This window comes from Nocardia cyriacigeorgica NBRC 100375 (genome assembly GCF_000308555.1).
GTDB lineage: Bacteria > Actinomycetota > Actinomycetes > Mycobacteriales > Mycobacteriaceae > Nocardia > Nocardia cyriacigeorgica.
In genome coordinates this window covers 14,539-29,898 of record NZ_BAFY01000183.1, presented here as the reverse complement: position 1 = coordinate 29,898, position 15,360 = coordinate 14,539, and the positions used below count along the sequence as shown (strand labels likewise).

10 protein-coding genes and 1 pseudogene are annotated in these 15,360 nt (G+C 69.7%); 6 read left to right on the top strand and 5 right to left on the bottom strand.

Translation table 11 applies throughout. From position 1 onward, the window contains the following. Positions 1-17: 17 nt before the first annotated feature. From RJ05_RS18025 to RJ05_RS18015, 3 genes are all read right to left on the bottom strand, one after another. Positions 18-443, bottom strand: a complete 426-nt coding sequence (locus tag RJ05_RS18025) for a DUF350 domain-containing protein (protein WP_036538717.1) — start codon at positions 441-443, stop codon at positions 18-20. A gap of 87 nt (positions 444-530) precedes the next feature. Continuing rightward, the gene (locus RJ05_RS18020; protein ID WP_036538715.1) at positions 531-977 is read right to left on the bottom strand and encodes a DUF4247 domain-containing protein; all 447 of its coding nucleotides are present in this window, start codon (positions 975-977) and stop codon (positions 531-533) included. After that, entirely contained in the window at positions 974-1,696 is a 723-nt protein-coding gene (locus RJ05_RS18015) for a DUF4178 domain-containing protein (RefSeq protein ID WP_249040578.1), read from the bottom strand. Before RJ05_RS18015 ends, RJ05_RS18020 begins: the two co-directional genes overlap by 4 nt. Positions 1,697-1,789: 93 nt before the next feature. Here RJ05_RS18015 and RJ05_RS18010 point away from each other — a divergent pair, with 93 nt between their 5' ends. Both RJ05_RS18010 and RJ05_RS18005 read left to right on the top strand, forming a co-directional pair. Beyond that, the gene (locus RJ05_RS18010; RefSeq protein ID WP_036538714.1) at positions 1,790-3,103 is read left to right on the top strand and encodes a bifunctional o-acetylhomoserine/o-acetylserine sulfhydrylase; all 1,314 of its coding nucleotides are present in this window, start codon (positions 1,790-1,792) and stop codon (positions 3,101-3,103) included. Positions 3,104-3,380: 277 nt separating this feature from the next. Beyond that, positions 3,381-4,265 carry an alpha/beta hydrolase family protein gene (locus RJ05_RS18005; RefSeq protein WP_249040541.1) on the top strand — a complete coding sequence of 295 codons (885 nt, stop codon included), beginning with the start codon at positions 3,381-3,383 and terminating at the stop codon, positions 4,263-4,265. A 33-nt stretch (positions 4,266-4,298) separates the two neighbouring features. On the opposite strand, the gene RJ05_RS18000 is transcribed toward RJ05_RS18005, so the two are convergent. Next, positions 4,299-5,570: a lipase family protein gene (locus tag RJ05_RS18000; protein WP_081597396.1), complete on the bottom strand. Its 1,272-nt coding sequence runs from the start codon at positions 5,568-5,570 to the stop codon at positions 4,299-4,301. Between the two features lie 128 nt (positions 5,571-5,698). Between RJ05_RS18000 and lexA the strand changes: the two genes are divergently transcribed. The 3 genes and pseudogenes from lexA (at position 5,699) to RJ05_RS29425 (ending at position 12,737) form a co-directional block, all read left to right on the top strand. Continuing rightward, positions 5,699-6,343 carry a transcriptional repressor LexA gene (gene lexA, locus RJ05_RS17995; RefSeq protein WP_036538712.1) on the top strand — a complete coding sequence of 215 codons (645 nt, stop codon included), beginning with the start codon at positions 5,699-5,701 and terminating at the stop codon, positions 6,341-6,343. Positions 6,344-6,796: 453 nt separating this feature from the next. Next, positions 6,797-9,364 (top strand): annotated as a pseudogene (locus tag RJ05_RS32380) (amino acid adenylation domain-containing protein); the annotation flags it as partial. Between the two features lie 73 nt (positions 9,365-9,437). Continuing rightward, on the top strand, positions 9,438-12,737 hold the full coding sequence (locus RJ05_RS29425; RefSeq protein ID WP_081597392.1) for a thioester reductase domain-containing protein: 3,300 nt from the start codon (positions 9,438-9,440) through the stop codon (positions 12,735-12,737). A gap of 44 nt (positions 12,738-12,781) precedes the next feature. Here the strand turns inward: RJ05_RS29425 and RJ05_RS17985 are convergent, their stop codons facing one another. Next, complete coding sequence (locus RJ05_RS17985; RefSeq protein ID WP_036538710.1) at positions 12,782-13,690, bottom strand: bile acid:sodium symporter family protein; 909 nt, start codon at positions 13,688-13,690, stop codon at positions 12,782-12,784. A gap of 380 nt (positions 13,691-14,070) precedes the next feature. Here RJ05_RS17985 and RJ05_RS17980 point away from each other — a divergent pair, with 380 nt between their 5' ends. Further along, complete coding sequence (locus RJ05_RS17980; RefSeq protein ID WP_036538709.1) at positions 14,071-15,345, top strand: MFS transporter; 1,275 nt, start codon at positions 14,071-14,073, stop codon at positions 15,343-15,345. Positions 15,346-15,360: the final 15 nt, after the last annotated feature.

The window sequence follows — 15,360 nt, the reverse complement described above, 5'->3', positions numbered from 1 at the left end:
CTGCGCCGCGGCGGGCACTACGTCAGGCCGGCCGCCACCACACCGGCGACGGCCAGATGCAGGGCCGCGCTGACCCACACACCGGGATGCAGCTCCTTCTCGGCCACCACGCCACGGAACTCACCAGGGGTGACCAGGTCCAGCAGCAGGAACGCCAATGCCATCGCGGCCAGCCCGATCACGCCGTACACCGCGCTGGAGGCAAGGGCCGCGCCGATCGCGCCCTGCGAGGTCCAGATGGCGGTGGCCACGATCATGCCGACACCCAGCAGATTCGCCGACACCAGCAGCGCCGCGTTGCGGTTGCGTTCGATCCAGATCTGCCTGCGCAGGTTGCCGGGGGTGAGAATATCGACGATGACGAAACCGAGCGCCATCAGCGCGATCCCGACCCCGCAGTACGCGAGCGCCGCGCCCGCGTCCGCGGGGAGATCTTCGAGCATGTTGTCCTCCTGAGCCGGAATTGTCCGTCGGTTGTCCTGAGCCGGATGGGCTGGTCGTGCCGGATGGGCTGGTCGTGCCGGATGCCGCTATTTGCCGTCGCCGCTGCCGCCGCCGCGGAACCCGCCACCGGAACCGCCGCCCCCGCTGCTGGCCCAGCCGTAGGTGCTGACGTAGTGGCTGTGCCTGCGGTGGCCGGTGCGGTAGTCGTCGACCAGGATCTTGGCTCCGCCCTGATACGGGGTGACGGCGACGATGTCGTCGCGGTACTGCAGGAAGATCTTGTCCTCGGTGCTTCGCTTGTCCAGCGGCCGCACCGCACCGGCGATCTCGTTCGCGACGATCGGCGCCGCGGCGGCGGCGGTGTAGACCATGCCGTTGTTCGGCTCGTCGAGTGCGGCGGCGCGGGTGTAATTGTCGGCGATGTAATCGCGTGGGTCGTCGCTGCCGCCGACCCGGGCGATGATGGCGACGACCAACGCGATGGCCACCAGCACCGAGATGATTCCGGTGACCAGCCAGGCAGTACGAGTCACGACGGCTGCTGCGGGTAGATCATGACGGCACTGCGGTTGAGTACCTGGCCGAGGGTGCCCTCTTTGCGGCCCGCGTCGCCGAACTCCTCGAACGACAGGCGGGTGCCGTCGTCGGCGCGGTAATCGTGGTAGGTCAGCACGCCGCTGGGGGCCAGGCCGGTGGTGGCCTCACTGGAGAACCGCGCGGTGCCGGTCTCCTCCAGGCGGAACCGCTTGCCCTCGTGCTCGAGTTCGGCGGCGCCCGGGGCGGGCAGGCCCGCGGTTTCGGTCCACAGCACCAGTTCCAGATCGGGGTCTTCCTCCACCGACAGCCAGTGCTGTACGTCCTTGCCGGTGTCGAGAAGATGTTCGGCCCACTGGTAGCCACCCTCTTTCAGGCGGAGGGTGCCGCGCACGGTGTAGCTCTGGCCGAAGATGTCGACGATATCGCCGGCTTTGAGGGCACGTGGGTCGCCGCGCAGGGCATCGGCGTCCTTGTCGGCGAACGGGTCCACCGGTGCGGACGGCCTGGCCTGCTCCTGTGCGCGCTTTTCCTTGGTGAGCTTGTACACCATGTAGAACGAGACGCAGGCCAGGACGATGACCACGATCAGCGCGACGATCAAGAATGCGGTGATGACAACCCCTCCCGGTCCGAACTCCTCGGCGACCCTAACACTCTTGCCCGCGCTCGGGGACAGCTGCGGCGCCCTGACCACGGTTGGGCTCGAGCTGAACACAACCCTCGCCATCGGCGGCCGGTCTTCTTAGCGTGATGCCCGGATCACCAGCTTTCCCTGACCGGCCACCGCGACCCGAGGAGCACCGCCCCGATGACAGAACCCGACCCGACCGCCGCGTGGAGCTTCGAGACCAAGCAGATCCACGTCGGGCAGTCGCCGGACAGCACGACCAACGCCCGGGCCTTGCCGATTTATCAGACGACGTCGTATGCGTTTCGGGATACCGATCATGCGGCGGCGTTGTTCGGGTTGGCGGAGCCGGGCAATATCTATACCCGGATCATGAACCCGACCCAGGACGCGGTCGAGCAGCGTATCGCCGCGCTCGAGGGTGGGGTCGCGGCACTGCTGGTGGCCTCGGGTCAGGCCGCGGAAACGTATGCGATCTTGAACGTGGCGGGGGCCGGGGATCACATCGTGTCGAGTGCGCACTTGTATGGCGGCACCTACAACCTGTTCCGCTACAGCCTGCCCAAACTCGGGATCGAGGTGTCCTTCGTCGAGGACCCCGACGACCTCGAGCAGTGGCAAGCGGCGGTACGCCCGAACACCAAGGCGTTCTTCGGTGAGACCATCGCCAACCCCTCCAGCGTGGTCTTCGACATCCCCGGTATCGCCGCGGTCGCCCACCGCGCGGGGGTGCCGTTGATCGTGGACAACACCGTGGCCACTCCCTACCTGATCCAGCCGCTGGCCCACGGCGCCGACATCGTGGTGCACTCGGCCACCAAATACCTCGGCGGCCACGGCGCCGCCGTCGCCGGGGTGATCGTCGACGGCGGCAGCTTCGACTGGACCATCACCGACGACCAGGGCCGGCCCAGGTTCCCCGGGTTCACCACCCCCGATCCCAGCTATCACGGGGCGGTGTTCGCCGACCTCGGCGCGCCGGCGTATGCGTTGAAGGCGCGGGTGCAGCTGTTGCGGGATCTGGGGTCGGCGGTCTCGCCGTTCAACGCCTTCCTCATCGCCCAGGGCATCGAAACCCTGAGCCTGCGCATCGAACGCCACGTCGCCAACGCGGTCGCGGTCGCCCAATTCCTCACCGAACAACCCGAGGTGGAATCGGTGGCCTACGCCGGGCTGGCGTCCTCACCCTGGTACGAACGCGGGCAGCGACTCGCACCCAAGGGGGTCGGGGCGATCGTGTCGTTCGAGTTGGCCGGCGGGGTCGACGCCGGCAAGAAATTCGTCGACGCGCTCACCCTGCACTCCCACGTCGCCAACATCGGCGACGTCCGCTCCCTGGTCATCCACCCCGCCTCCACCACCCACTCCCAACTCACCCCCGACCAACAACTCGCCGCAGGCGTCACCCCCGGCCTGATCCGCCTCGCCGTCGGCATCGAAGGCATCAACGACATCCTCACCGACCTGCGCACCGGATTCGACGCGGCCCGATAGGTCGCGTGCGGGGATTCGGTGCGTCCCACTCGAATCCGCTGCCGCGCGCCCGTATCGCGTGCCGGTTGGTGAGGGGACCGGCGCGTCACCGGTCGACGCGCGCCGAGCGTCTCCGGAGCCCAACGGGCAAGCAGATCACGGCATCCATCCCGTCGGCGTACTGCCGGAAGCCGGCGGGATGGATCCGGCCGAGCCGCGCGCCGCTGCGCCCGCGACGGACCCGACTCCTGTTTGAATGCGAGGAGACGGATCGTGTTCGGGCGCAAGGTGGGAGGTCGTGGTGCGGAAGGTTTCGCCGCTGTTGCTCGCGGTACTGGTCGCGGCGATATGCGGATGCGGTGATGCCGCGACGACGGCGCCGAGCACCGCACCTGTGCCCACCGACCCCATGCGGATCAGCTACGGGGAGACCGACGACAACTTCGGCGAGCTCTATCTCCCCGCCGGCACCGCCGGCGAGCTTCCGGTGGTCGTGCTCGTGCACGGTGGCGGCTGGGAGCAGGTGCACGATCTGAGTTATATGGCGGTCCTGGCCGAGGACCTGGTCGCCCATGGCGTGGCGGTGTGGAATGTGGAGTACCGCAGGGTCGGCGGGGCGGGCGGCTGGCCGACGACTCTCGCCGACGTCGACGACGCGACCGAATCACTGGCGACGGTGGTGCAGGAACGGGCCGGTGGGCGGCTGGACCTGCACCGGGTGCAGGTGGCCGGGCATTCGGCGGGCGGGCATCTGGCGGCCTGGCTGGCCGGACGGCACACCATCGACGGTACCGACGCCCCCGGCGCCGATCCGAAGGTGCGCCTGACCGGCGCGACCATCATGGCCGGAGTGCTGGATCTGCGCCTGGCCGCCATCAACGGCCACGACCGGTTCGTGCGCGATCTGCTCGGCGGGCTGCCCGACCAGCAGCCCGACCGCTACCGGATCGCCTCGCCCATCGAGCATCTGCCGGTCGGGCTGCCCGTGACCGTCGTCCACGGCGACAACGACGGCACCGTCTCGCCCGAGCAGAGCCGCAACTACGCCGCGGCCGCCCGCGCGGCAGGCGATCCGGTCACCCTGCATCTGGTGCCGGGCGCCGGCCACGCCGATTTCGGCGACGTGCGTTCCGCGGCCTGGGCCACCGCGAAAACCGCACTGCTGGACCGGATAGGCGTCTGAACGCGGGCCCGATGAGGACGGGAGCCGCTCGGCTCAGCAGGTGGTCGGCCCAGGATCGGCGCCCGCGGTAACCGCGACCAGCCAGGCGACCGTGGCCAGCTCCGGTACCAGCTCCGCGCTGATGTGCTCGGAGGCCGGAACCTTGTGGTAGCGCAGGTTCACCCCGCGTTCGCAGTAGCGGCGCACCACGTCGTCGATGGCCAGTTCGGCGGGCAACAGCTGGTCGGTCCACGAATGCCACATCAGCAGCGGCATATCCGGGGTGTTCTCGGGATGGCCGAAGCTCGCTTCGCTCAGCACCCTGCGAACCACGGGATCGGACAAGGCATCCGGCGTGGTCAGGTACTCGCGCATCGGCCGCAGCAGGGTGGTGGCGAAGGTGGTGTAGAGGCAGCGGTCGGACAGATCCTCGGCGACCTTTTTGCCGTCGGGGGTGAGGTATCGGTCCAGTAGGGCGTCCATTTCCGGGTATTCGCGGGCCAGGCCGAGCACCGCGAGCCAGCCGGTGAAGTTCGCCTGCGGCTGCGTGCCGGAGATCGCGAACGGCGCAATCGCGACCTTGTCGCCCGGGATACCGCCCTGAGCGCTCGCGCGAACGTTCAGCTCGGGTGCGTAGCCGCGGTGCTGCTCGGCCGCCGACGCCGAGGCGTTGCCGCCTCCGGAATACCCCCACAACCCGACCGGCGCCGCCTCCAGACCGAGCCCGGCCCGCTGGGCGGCGCGGATGCCGTCGAGCACCATCAGGCCCTCCGCCGGCGACATGATGGTGTTGTTCTTGCCGTCGAAGTCGGTGATCACCACCGCCGTGCCCGCCGCGAGGAACTGCCCGAGCAGGGTCGTCTCCTTCATCAGTCCGGCCCGCAGCGTGTAGGAGGGATTGCACTGCTGGCCGAGGCTGTCGATCGCCTCCTGATACGAGATCAGCGGCCGCGGGCCGGGGCCGAGCCACGGAATGCCCGGCATCAGCACCGTCGACGCCGTCGCCAGCGGATCGCCGTGCGTGTCGCTCGAACGGACCAGCAGCTGGGTCGCGTGCACCGGAATGGGCACGCCGAGCAGATAGGTTTGCACGACCCGCGACCGGATGACGTCACCGTTGCGGTAACCGGCCAGATCGGCCGGGTCGGCGTACCAGGGGTCGTGGTGCGGTGTCGGCACCGGAATCGCCGGATACACCTCGGCTTCATTCGGCAACGGCGGCAGCGGGATATCGGCCGTCGCCGGGGCCGCGACGGTGCAGGTCGCCGCCAGCGCGGCCAGCGCGAGGCATCGGGCGATGCGACGGCCGCGAGAGGGGTGCAGCATGGTGAACTCCATTCGTCGTCGGCCCTCAGCACATCGCGCGGGGGTATCCGCCCGCTATTCGCAAAGTCCAAGTCTTCGCCCGGGCAGCTTGTGCATGTGCCCAAACGGCGCCCGTTTACCATTCCCGGGTGACCGGATACGAGCACCTCGACACTTCGACGCTGCCGCCGCGGCAGCGGGACATCCTGGCCACCATCCAGCGCTGGGTGCTCGAGCGCGGCTATCCGCCCAGCACCCGCCAGCTCGGCGACGCGGTGGGGCTGCGGTCGGCGTCGTCGGTGTCGCGGCACCTGAAGGCCTTGGAGGAGAAGGGTTTTCTGCGCCGCGGCGAGTCGATGGCGCGGCCCATCGATGTGCGGCTGTTCCTGCGCGAGACCGAACAGCGGGTCGCGGCCGAGGGCACCGTCGCGGTGCCGGTCGTCGGCGATATCGCGGCGGGCACGCCGATCCTGGCCGAGGAGCACACCGACGACATGCTGACCGTCTCGCGTGAATTGGTCGGTCGCGGCACGGTATTCGGGCTGCGGGTGCGCGGCGATTCGATGATCGATGCGGCCATCTGTGACGGCGACATCGTGGTGGTGCGCCAGCAGCAGGAGGCGCATTCCGGCGATATCGTCGCCGCCATGATCGACGAGGAAGCCACGGTGAAGGTGTACCGCCGCCGCAACGGGCACGTGTATCTGGAACCGCGCAATCCCGCCTACGACGTCATCGACGGGGACCGCGCGGTGGTGCTCGGCAAGGTCGTGTCGGTGATGCGGCGGGTCTGAGCCGGCTCAGCGGACGATGGTTGTGCGGATCGCTCATTCCTTCAGTGGCCGCGGTGTGGTGTCGGCGACGGTCGCGCCGATGACCGGACCGGTGCGGCATCCCGAGCGAGGAGTGCGGCAACCAGATGCGCGACCCAGAGAACCGTCGCGCCCGCCCGGATGCCCGCCACCGCTGCCGTGAGCGGGGTGGGTGGGGTGCCGGCGCCCGCTGCGCGGGTTCGGGTGCGGCCGAATGGATTCGGTTGTGCATGGCGCCCTGGGAATACTGCGGAACGGGCGATGGATCCGGTGCTTCGGACAGTACTCTCGTGCGGGACCGGCCGCTGACATCAGACGAACGGCACGTTCAGCGAATATGTGGCAAACCTATCTGTTCGTAACGCTCAGGTGGATTATGGGCAAAGGCTAGGCTAACCTTTTGGCTTTGGTCCGCTAGTTGCAAGGTAGAGCGCGATGAGATCGTCCGGCGAAGTCGGTGAGTCCCTGCCGTTGACGTCGGCGCAGCGGGAAGTGTGGTTTGCCCAGCAGCTGCTGGGTGAGGTTCCGCTGACCACGACCCAGTACATCGACGTGGTCGGCCCCCTCGACCGCGACGTCTATCAGGAGGCCGCGCGCCGGGCCGCCCGCGAGCTGGGCGCCTACCTGCGATTCGACGTCGACTACGACGGCCAGGTGCGGCAGTGGATCGACTACGACCAGGACGACGAGATCGGCTACCTCGATCTACGCGGCGAACCCGACCCGGAATCCGCCGCGCACGCCTGGATGCGCGCGGATCAGAGCACCCCGTTCGACCTCCGCGACGATCCGCCCGTGCAGACGACGATCCTGCACATCGGCCCCGACCGCCACTTCATCTACGGCCGCGCCCATCACATCGCCCTCGACGGCTACGGCGCCATGCGGTTGCAGCAGCGCCACGCCGAGTTGTACGCGGCGATGGTGCGCGGTGAGCAGCCGCCCGCCGGGGCCGAGCACTCGCCCGCCGAGCTGGTCGACGCCGATCTCGCCTACCTGCGGTCGACCCGGCACGACACCGATCGCCGCTACTGGACCGAAAAGGTGGACGGTCTGCCCGAACCGGTGACGCTCGCGACGCGGCCAGGGCCTCCCGCAGCTCAGGCCATCGTGGTGGGTGGCCCGCTCGAGCCGCAACTGCACGCGGCGCTGGAGCAGGCCGCGGGCGCAACCGGTACCGCCGCTGTGCTGGTGGCCGCGCTGGCCGGTTACCTCGCCCGGATGACGGCCGCGCCCGAGGTGACGCTCAGCTTGCCGGTGACCGCACGCACCACCGCGGTACTGCGCCGCGCCGGTGGCATGGTGAACAACGTCGTTCCGCTGCGGGTGGGCACCGGGACCGCGGTGTCCATCGCCGAGCTGCTCGCCGCCGCGCGCCGCGAGTTGAGCGGGGCGCTGCGCCATCAGCGTTTCCGCGGCGAAGAAGTGGCGCGGATCGCGCGCCGAGGCCCGGACGCGGGCGGATTCGGCCCGGCCGTCAACATCATGAACTTCCGGGCCGGCGTCGATCTGGGCGATGCGACCGGCACCCTGCACCTGCTGTCCACCGGTCCGGTGGCCGACCTCGCGCTCAACATCTGCCCGGCCGCCGACACCGGTCTGCGGGTGGAATGGGAGGGCAACCCGAATCGGTACACCCGCGCGGAGTTGATCGCCGAGCACGGGCGCTTCCTGGATTTCCTGAGCGAGTTCGTCACCGCGCCCGCCGACACCGCGGTGCATGGCCTCGAGGTGCTGCGGCCGCAGGAACGCGAGCTGTTGGTGCCTTGGCGGGGACCCGAGGCGGTGCCGACGGTGCCGCTGGCGGAGTTGATCGCGGCGGCGGTCGCGCGTAACCCGCAGGGCACGGCCGTGGTGCACGGCGATCGGCGCTGGACCTACGCGGAATTCGACGCCTGGACCGACCGGCTCGCGCGCGCCCTGATCGCCGCCGGCGCCGGACCGGAAACCCTGGTCGCGATGGTGCTGGAACGTTCGGCGGAATCGGTGGCGGCGGTGTGGGCGATCACCAAGGCCGGAGCCGCGTTCGTGCCGATCGATCCCGGTTATCCCGCCGAGCGCATCGCGCATATCCTCGGCGACAGCGGCGCTCGCCTCGGCGTGAGCACCGCGGCCTTGCGCGAGGGCCTGCCCGACGCCACCGCCTGGCTGCTACTGGACGATCCGGCGACGACCGCCGGCACCGAGGCGGGACCGGTCACCGATGCCGAACGCCGCGCCCGGCTGGACCCGGCCCATCCGGCCTACCTCATCTACACCTCCGGCTCGACCGGCACACCCAAGGGCGTCCTGGTCACCCACGGCGGGCTGGCCAATCTGGCCGCCGAACGCCGGGACCGCTACGACCTGCATCCGGGTGCGCGCACGCTGCATCACGCCTCGCCCGGGTTCGACATGGCCGTCGGGGAGCAGTTGTGCGCGCTCGCCGGTGCCGCCACCCTCGTCGTCGCGCCACGCTACGTGGTGGCAGGCGAGGATCTGTCCGAGCTCATGCGCCGCGAGGCGGTGACCAACGCGATCATCACGCCCGCCGTGCTGGCGACCCTGGACCCGGCAGCGCTGCCGTCGCTGCGGGTGCTCGGGGTCGGCGGCGAGGCCATCCGCGCCGATCTGGTCGAGGCCTGGGCTCCGGGACGGCTGATGCGCAACGGCTACGGCCCCACCGAGGCCACCGATATCGCCACCATCGGTGAGCTGGTGGCCGGCCGTCCGGTCACCATCGGCGCGCCATTGCGCGGGTTCCGCGCGGTGGTGCTCGACGCGTTGCTGCGTCCGGTGCCGCCGGGCACTCCCGGCGAGCTGTATATCGGTGGTCCCGCGCTGGCGCGCGGTTATCACGGCAAGCCGGGCCTGACGGCGACCCGTTTCGTCGCCGACCCGTATGGGCCGGGTGATCGGCTGTACCGCACCGGCGATCTGGTGACGATCACCGACGGCCCGGATCCTGCGCTGATCTACCACGGCCGCACCGACTTTCAGATCAAGGTGCGTGGGCACCGGATCGAACCGGGCGAGATCGAGACCGTCCTGACCGCGCGCGAGGAGATCGCCGGGGCCGCCGTCACGGTGCACACCGATGAGCGCACGGGAGCGCATCTGGTGGCCTACCTGGTCCCCCGCGCCCGGCACGAGCATCGACCTCGACGCCCTGCGGGCGGAACTCGCCGACGCGCTGCCCGCCTATCTACGCCCGGCCGCCTACACGGTGCTCGACGCGTTGCCGTTGACCGCCAACGGCAAACTCGACACCCGCAGGCTGCCCGCACCGGTCTTCGGCCGCACCGGGTTCCGCGCACCGGCCACGCCGGCCGAACGCCGGGTGGCGGCGGTGTTCGCCGACGTGCTCGGCCTCGAATCCGTCGGTGCCACCGCGGACTTCTTCGCCCTCGGCGGCACCTCGCTGACCGCGACGCAGGTCGCCGCACGGCTCGGCACCGGTGTGCGCACGATCTTCGACACCCCCACCGTGGCGAGCCTGGCCGCACGCCTGGACACCCGCGCCGATGACGCACCGGTGCCGGCGATACGCCCGCGCCCGGAACGCATTCCGCCCGCACCGGCCCAACTGCGGCTGTGGCTGCTGAACCAACTGATGCCGGAATCGGCGGCCTATCACCTGCCGGTCGCGCTCGGACTGCGCGGGCCGCTGGATCCGCTGGTGCTCGAGGCCGCCGTCACCGCCGTGCTGGACCGGCACGAGGTGTTGCGCACGGTCTACCCGGAGACGTCGACGGGCCCCTACCAGCGAATCCTGGCCACCGCGCGCGCGGCCGAGCTGATCGACCTCGCGCCGATCGACCTCGAACGTCCCGATCTGGACCAGCGGTTGTCCGATCTGGCCGCCGCACCGTTCGACCTGGCCCGGGATCTCCCGGTACGGGTGCGATTGCTGCGACTGGGTGCCGGGGAGCATGTGCTCGCGCTCGTCGCCCACCACATCGCCGCCGACGGCTGGTCGTTCGGCCCCTTGATCGCCGACCTGACCACCGCCTACGCCGCGCACGCGGCCGGTGACAAGCCTGCCTGGGCGCCGCTGCCGATGCAGTACGCCGATTACGCCCTCTGGCAGCAGGATCGGCTCGGCGAGCGCACCGACGCCGACTCGACTGCGGCCCGTCAGCTCGCACACTGGACCCGCACGCTGGCCGGTGCACCCGCTTATCTGCCGCTTCCCGCGGACCGTGCCGGTGCGAGCGAAGGCCACGGCGCCACTGTCGATATCCAGCTCCCGGCGGCGACGGACTCCGCCCTGGCCGCGCTGGCGCGGCGGCATGACGCGACCGTTTTCATGGTCACCTACGCCGCCTACATCGCACTGCTGCACGAACTGTGCGGCAGCACCGATATCACGGTCGGTACCCCGGTCGCGGGCCGCGGGCATCCCGCGGTGGACCATCTGGTCGGCATGTTCGTCAACACCCTGCCGGTGCGGGTCGCGGTCGAGCCGGGGGAGCCGTTCACCGCGCTGCTGGCCCGGGTCCGCGAGGCCGCGCTCGCCGCGTTCGACAATGCCGACGTCCCGTTCCACCACATCGTCGACGCGGTGAATCCGCCGCGCGTAGAGGGCCGCTCGCCGTTGGTCCAGACGGTGTTCTCCTTCGAGAACCTGCCGGCGCTGCCGACTCTGGAACTGGCCGGGCTGCGCGTCGACGTACTCGAGCTCCCGCGTGCGAGCACCCATTTCGAACTCGCCCTCACGGTTCGCCAGGTTCCGGGTAGTGCCGGTCTCGCCGCCGAATTCCGTTATGCCACCGAACGATACGATCGCTCGACGGTCGCCGATATCGCGCGCCGGTTCCAAGACATGGTGGCTCGGATCGTCGGTGATCCTGCGTGCGCCATCGGTGCGCCGGGGTCACAGAGCGGGCACGCAGGCTCGGCGTACCAGCCGCCGACCCACACGGCCGGTACCGGGCAGACCTCCGCCGACGCAGGTGACCTGCCGACCACCGACCGCGAAATCGCCGTGGCCGCGGTGTTCGCCGAGGTCCTCGGCACCGACGCGATCACCCTCGACGACACCTTCTTCGACCTCGGTGGCACCTCGCTGCTCGTGTTCACCCTGCGCACGCGGCTGGCCGAACGGCTGGGGCTCGAGGTCGACCCGCGCACGGTGTTCGAGCAGCCGACGGTGCGGGCGCTGGCCGCCCTCGAACCGGCCACCGAACGCGACGACCGCTGGGTCGCCCAGCTGACCGCCGACAGCCGCCTCGACCCCGCGATCGACATCGCCGGCCTGGTGCCGCCGGTGGACACCGGCGACGTCCTGCTCACCGGAGCTACCGGCTTCCTCGGCGTGCACCTGCTGCGGGAACTGCTCGACCGCACCGATTCCCGCATCTGGTGCCTGGTGCGCGGCCGCGACCAGGCCGACGGACTACGCCGGATCAGCGCCGCGCTGGCCCGTTACCAGCTGCCCAACCACGACCTGGCCGAGCGGGTGGTAGCCGTGCCCGGCGACTTGGAGCAGCCGCGTCTGGGTCTGAGCGAAGCCGATTTCGCCGATCTGGCCGCCCGGATCAGCGTTATCCACCACAACGGTGCGCGGGTCAATCATCTGGAGTCCTACGCGGATCTGCGCGCGGCCAATGTCGGTGGCACCACCGAGGTGTTGCGGCTGGCAACGACCGTCCGGATCAAACCGGTGCATTTCGTCTCCACCCTCAACGCCGTACTCGGCACCGAAACCAGCGGAGTAGTGCTGGAAGACAGCGTTATCCCCGCCGCCGAGGTCACCAGGCACGGCTATGTCGCCGCCAAATGGGTTGCCGAGCAGCTGGTGCTGGCGGCCGGTGAACGTGGCGTACCGGTCGCGGTCTACCGGCCGGGACTCATCTGCGGCTCGGTCGAGACCGGCGTGATGAGCGCCGACGATTCGATGTGGACAATGGTGCGCGCGGCCGCCCTGCTCGGCGTCACACCCGACCTCGGCGATACCGCCGTCTCGCTCGCCCCGGTCGATTACGTGGCCCGCGCGCTGGTCGCCATCGCCAATGCCGGCCTGCCGGACTCGGGTCGCTATCACCTGGTCAATACCACCCCGACCCGGGTGGCCGACATCCTCGACGGGCTGGTGCGGATGGGCTACCGGATCGAGACCGTCGATCTGGACGAGGCGAAAAAGCGGCTGGCCGAGCAGGCCGTCGACCACGACGACCTCATGCGCGCGACCCTGCTGATCGGCAACTACGCAGATCTCGGCGATTCGGGGGTCGCCGATGTCATCCTCGACGACAGCCGGGCTCGCGGTGCCCTGGAACCGGCCGGGATCAGCTGCCCGCCGATCACCGCCGAGGTCATCGACCGCTACCTGGCCGCCTTCCGCGCCGACGGAGTGCTGCCGGAGCCGCAGGACGCCGAGCGAGCCGTGCGGTAGCCGGCCGCGCGGTGCAGCGGGTTTGCCGGCCGGGTATCCGGCGCTCAGGCGGTCCGATCGGCCGCCAGTGATTCGGCGCCGGGTTCGCCGGTGGCCTGCTGCCCGCGTGAGCGCGCGAACGCCACGGTCGCGATACCCGCGGGGATGTTCATCAGGAATCCGTAGACCGCGGCCGGCACGGCCATCGTGTCGTTGTTCAGCACCGTCGCCGCGACCGCGATGGCAAGGGCCGCATTGTGCACACCGATTTCCATGCTCGAGGCGATCGCATCCTCGTGGCGCACACCGAACAGTCGCGGCACGCCGTACCCGATGCCGAGCCCGATGGTGCACAGCAGCAGCGCGATCGCGCCGAGTTCGCCGACATGATCGGTGAAGGCGTCGAATTCGGCGAACAGTGCGGCACAGACCACGAGCACCAGTACCACGCCGGAACCGATCTTGACCGTGCGCTGCCTGCGCAGCGCCCATGCGGTCCATCGGTGACGCACCCACATCCCGAGCGCGACCGGCACCAGCACGATGGCGAAGACCTGGAGGAACTTGGCCGGTTGCAGCCCGAGGCCGGCGCCGTCGTCGAGGAAGACCGAATACGACAGGCCGACCACGATCGGCAGCGTGAACACCGCGAGCACCGAATTGATCGCGGTGAGCGTCACATTCAACGCCACATTCCCGCCCGCGAGATGGCTGAACAGATTGGCCGACGAACCGCCGGGTGAGGCGGCGAGCAGCATCATGCCGACGGCGAGGGCACCGTCCAGCCCGAAGGCGCGCACCAGGCCGAAACAGATGACCGGCATCACCACCAGCTGGCAGGTCAACGCGATGACCGCCGCCTTCGGATACTTCACCACCCGGGCGAAATCGGCGACGGTCAGCGTCAACCCGAGGCCGAACATGACGATGCCGAGGGCGATCGGCAGCGCGACCGCGAAAACAGTTGAGCCCATGCGCGTCCTTCCGAAGCCGGCCCGTCGGCCGCTCGCCGATGTGTCATATCGTGGTGATCCGCGCCGTCCCAGGACAGGGGAAGCACTGTGACGCGCCCCATTTCAAGCAACTGTGATGGGGATCACATTTAGTCGCAGACTCGCAGGTCGGCACGGCGGTTCTCGCACCGACCGCGGATAGCGGGGTGTTTACTGCCGACGGTAAGCGGGTAACGAAGTTCTTCGTATCGCGCCCTCGGCCACCACTGCCGCCGAAGGGCTGATCGGATCAGTGCCGGGCGAGCCAGTAGGGGTGGTTCGGCGGCCGGAGAGAGGACGTGCTCGTGACGGACCGAACACCGGAAGCCGGGCGTATCAAGAGATCGGTCGCCGCGTCGGCGATGGGCAATGCCACCGAGTGGTTCGACTACGGCGTCTACGCCGCGACGGCCACTTATCTCACCGACGCGTTCTTCCCCGGCGAGCTGGGCACGCTGGGGACGATGCTCGGCTTCGCCATCTCCTTCGTGCTGCGCCCATTGGGCGGCATGGTCTGGGGACCGCTCGGCGACCGCATCGGCCGCAAGGCCGTCCTCGCCACCACCATCCTGCTGATGGCCGCCGCCACCGGCCTGATCGGCGTGCTGCCCACGCACGGCCAGGTGGGTGTGATCGCCCCGATCCTGCTGATCCTGCTGCGCGTGATCCAGGGCTTCTCCACCGGCGGTGAATACGGCGGCGCCGCGACCTACCTGGCCGAATGCGCCACCGACCGCAAGCGCGGGTTCTTGGGCAGCTTTCTGGAATTCGGCACCCTCGGCGGATTCGTCGGCGGCTCGGCCGTGGTGCTGGCCTGCCAGCTCGCCGTCGGCTCGGAGGCCATGCACGACTGGGGCTGGCGCATCCCGTTCCTGCTGGCCATTCCGCTCGGCCTGATCGGCTGGTACCTGCGCGCCAAGCTCGATGAATCCCCGGTCTTCACCGAGGTCGCCGAGAACCCGCACCCGCCGACCGGGTTGCGCGAGCTGATCGGCAACTACCCGCGTGAGCTGTTCACCCTCGCCGGGCTGGTCGTCGCGCTGAACGTGGTCAATTACACCCTGCTCACCTACCAGCCGACCTACCTGCAGAAGACGATCGGCCTCGACGAGTCGACCACCACCACGATGATGCTGATCGGCCAGCTGGTGATGATGGTGTGCATCCCGTTCTTCGGCGGTCTGTCCGACCGGGTGGGGCGCCGCCCGCTGTGGCTGGTCTCGCTGGTCGGGCTGGCCGTGCTCGCCGTGCCGATGTACTGGCTGATGGGAGTGGGCACCGGCTGGGCCGTGCTCGGCTTCGTGGTGCTCGGCCTGTTCTACATCCCGCAGCTGGCCACCATCAGCGCGACCTTCCCGGCGATCTTCCCGACCCACGTGCGCTACGCGGGCTTCGCACTCGGCTACAACGTGTCGACGGCGGTGTTCGGCGGTACCGCACCGCTGGTGAACGAGGCCGTCATCGAATCGACCGGCTGGTCGCTGTTCCCTGCCTTCTACATGATCGGCGCCACCTTGATCGGCCTGGTGGCCTGGGCGTTCCTGCGGGAGACGGCGGGCACCTCGATCCGCGGTACCGAGGTGCCCGACGCCAGCACCGACGAGATCCCGGTGACGGTGAAGGCCGCGGCCGCTTAGCGGTCGCAGCGCGGC

Bases quoted from the DNA above. Each gene is read 5' to 3' on its own strand.
- RJ05_RS18010 (WP_036538714.1), top strand. From the start codon at position 1,790: ATGACAGAACCCGACCCGACCGCCGCGTGGAGCTTCGAGACCAAGCAG.
- RJ05_RS18000 (WP_081597396.1), bottom strand. From the start codon at position 5,570: ATGCTGCACCCCTCTCGCGGCCGTCGCATCGCCCGATGCCTCGCGCTG.
- RJ05_RS18025 (WP_036538717.1), bottom strand. From the start codon at position 443: ATGCTCGAAGATCTCCCCGCGGACGCGGGCGCGGCGCTCGCGTACTGC.
- RJ05_RS17980 (WP_036538709.1), top strand. From the start codon at position 14,071: ATGGGCAATGCCACCGAGTGGTTCGACTACGGCGTCTACGCCGCGACG.
- RJ05_RS17985 (WP_036538710.1), bottom strand. From the start codon at position 13,690: ATGGGCTCAACTGTTTTCGCGGTCGCGCTGCCGATCGCCCTCGGCATC.
- RJ05_RS29425 (WP_081597392.1), top strand. From the start codon at position 9,438: ATGAGCGCACGGGAGCGCATCTGGTGGCCTACCTGGTCCCCCGCGCCC.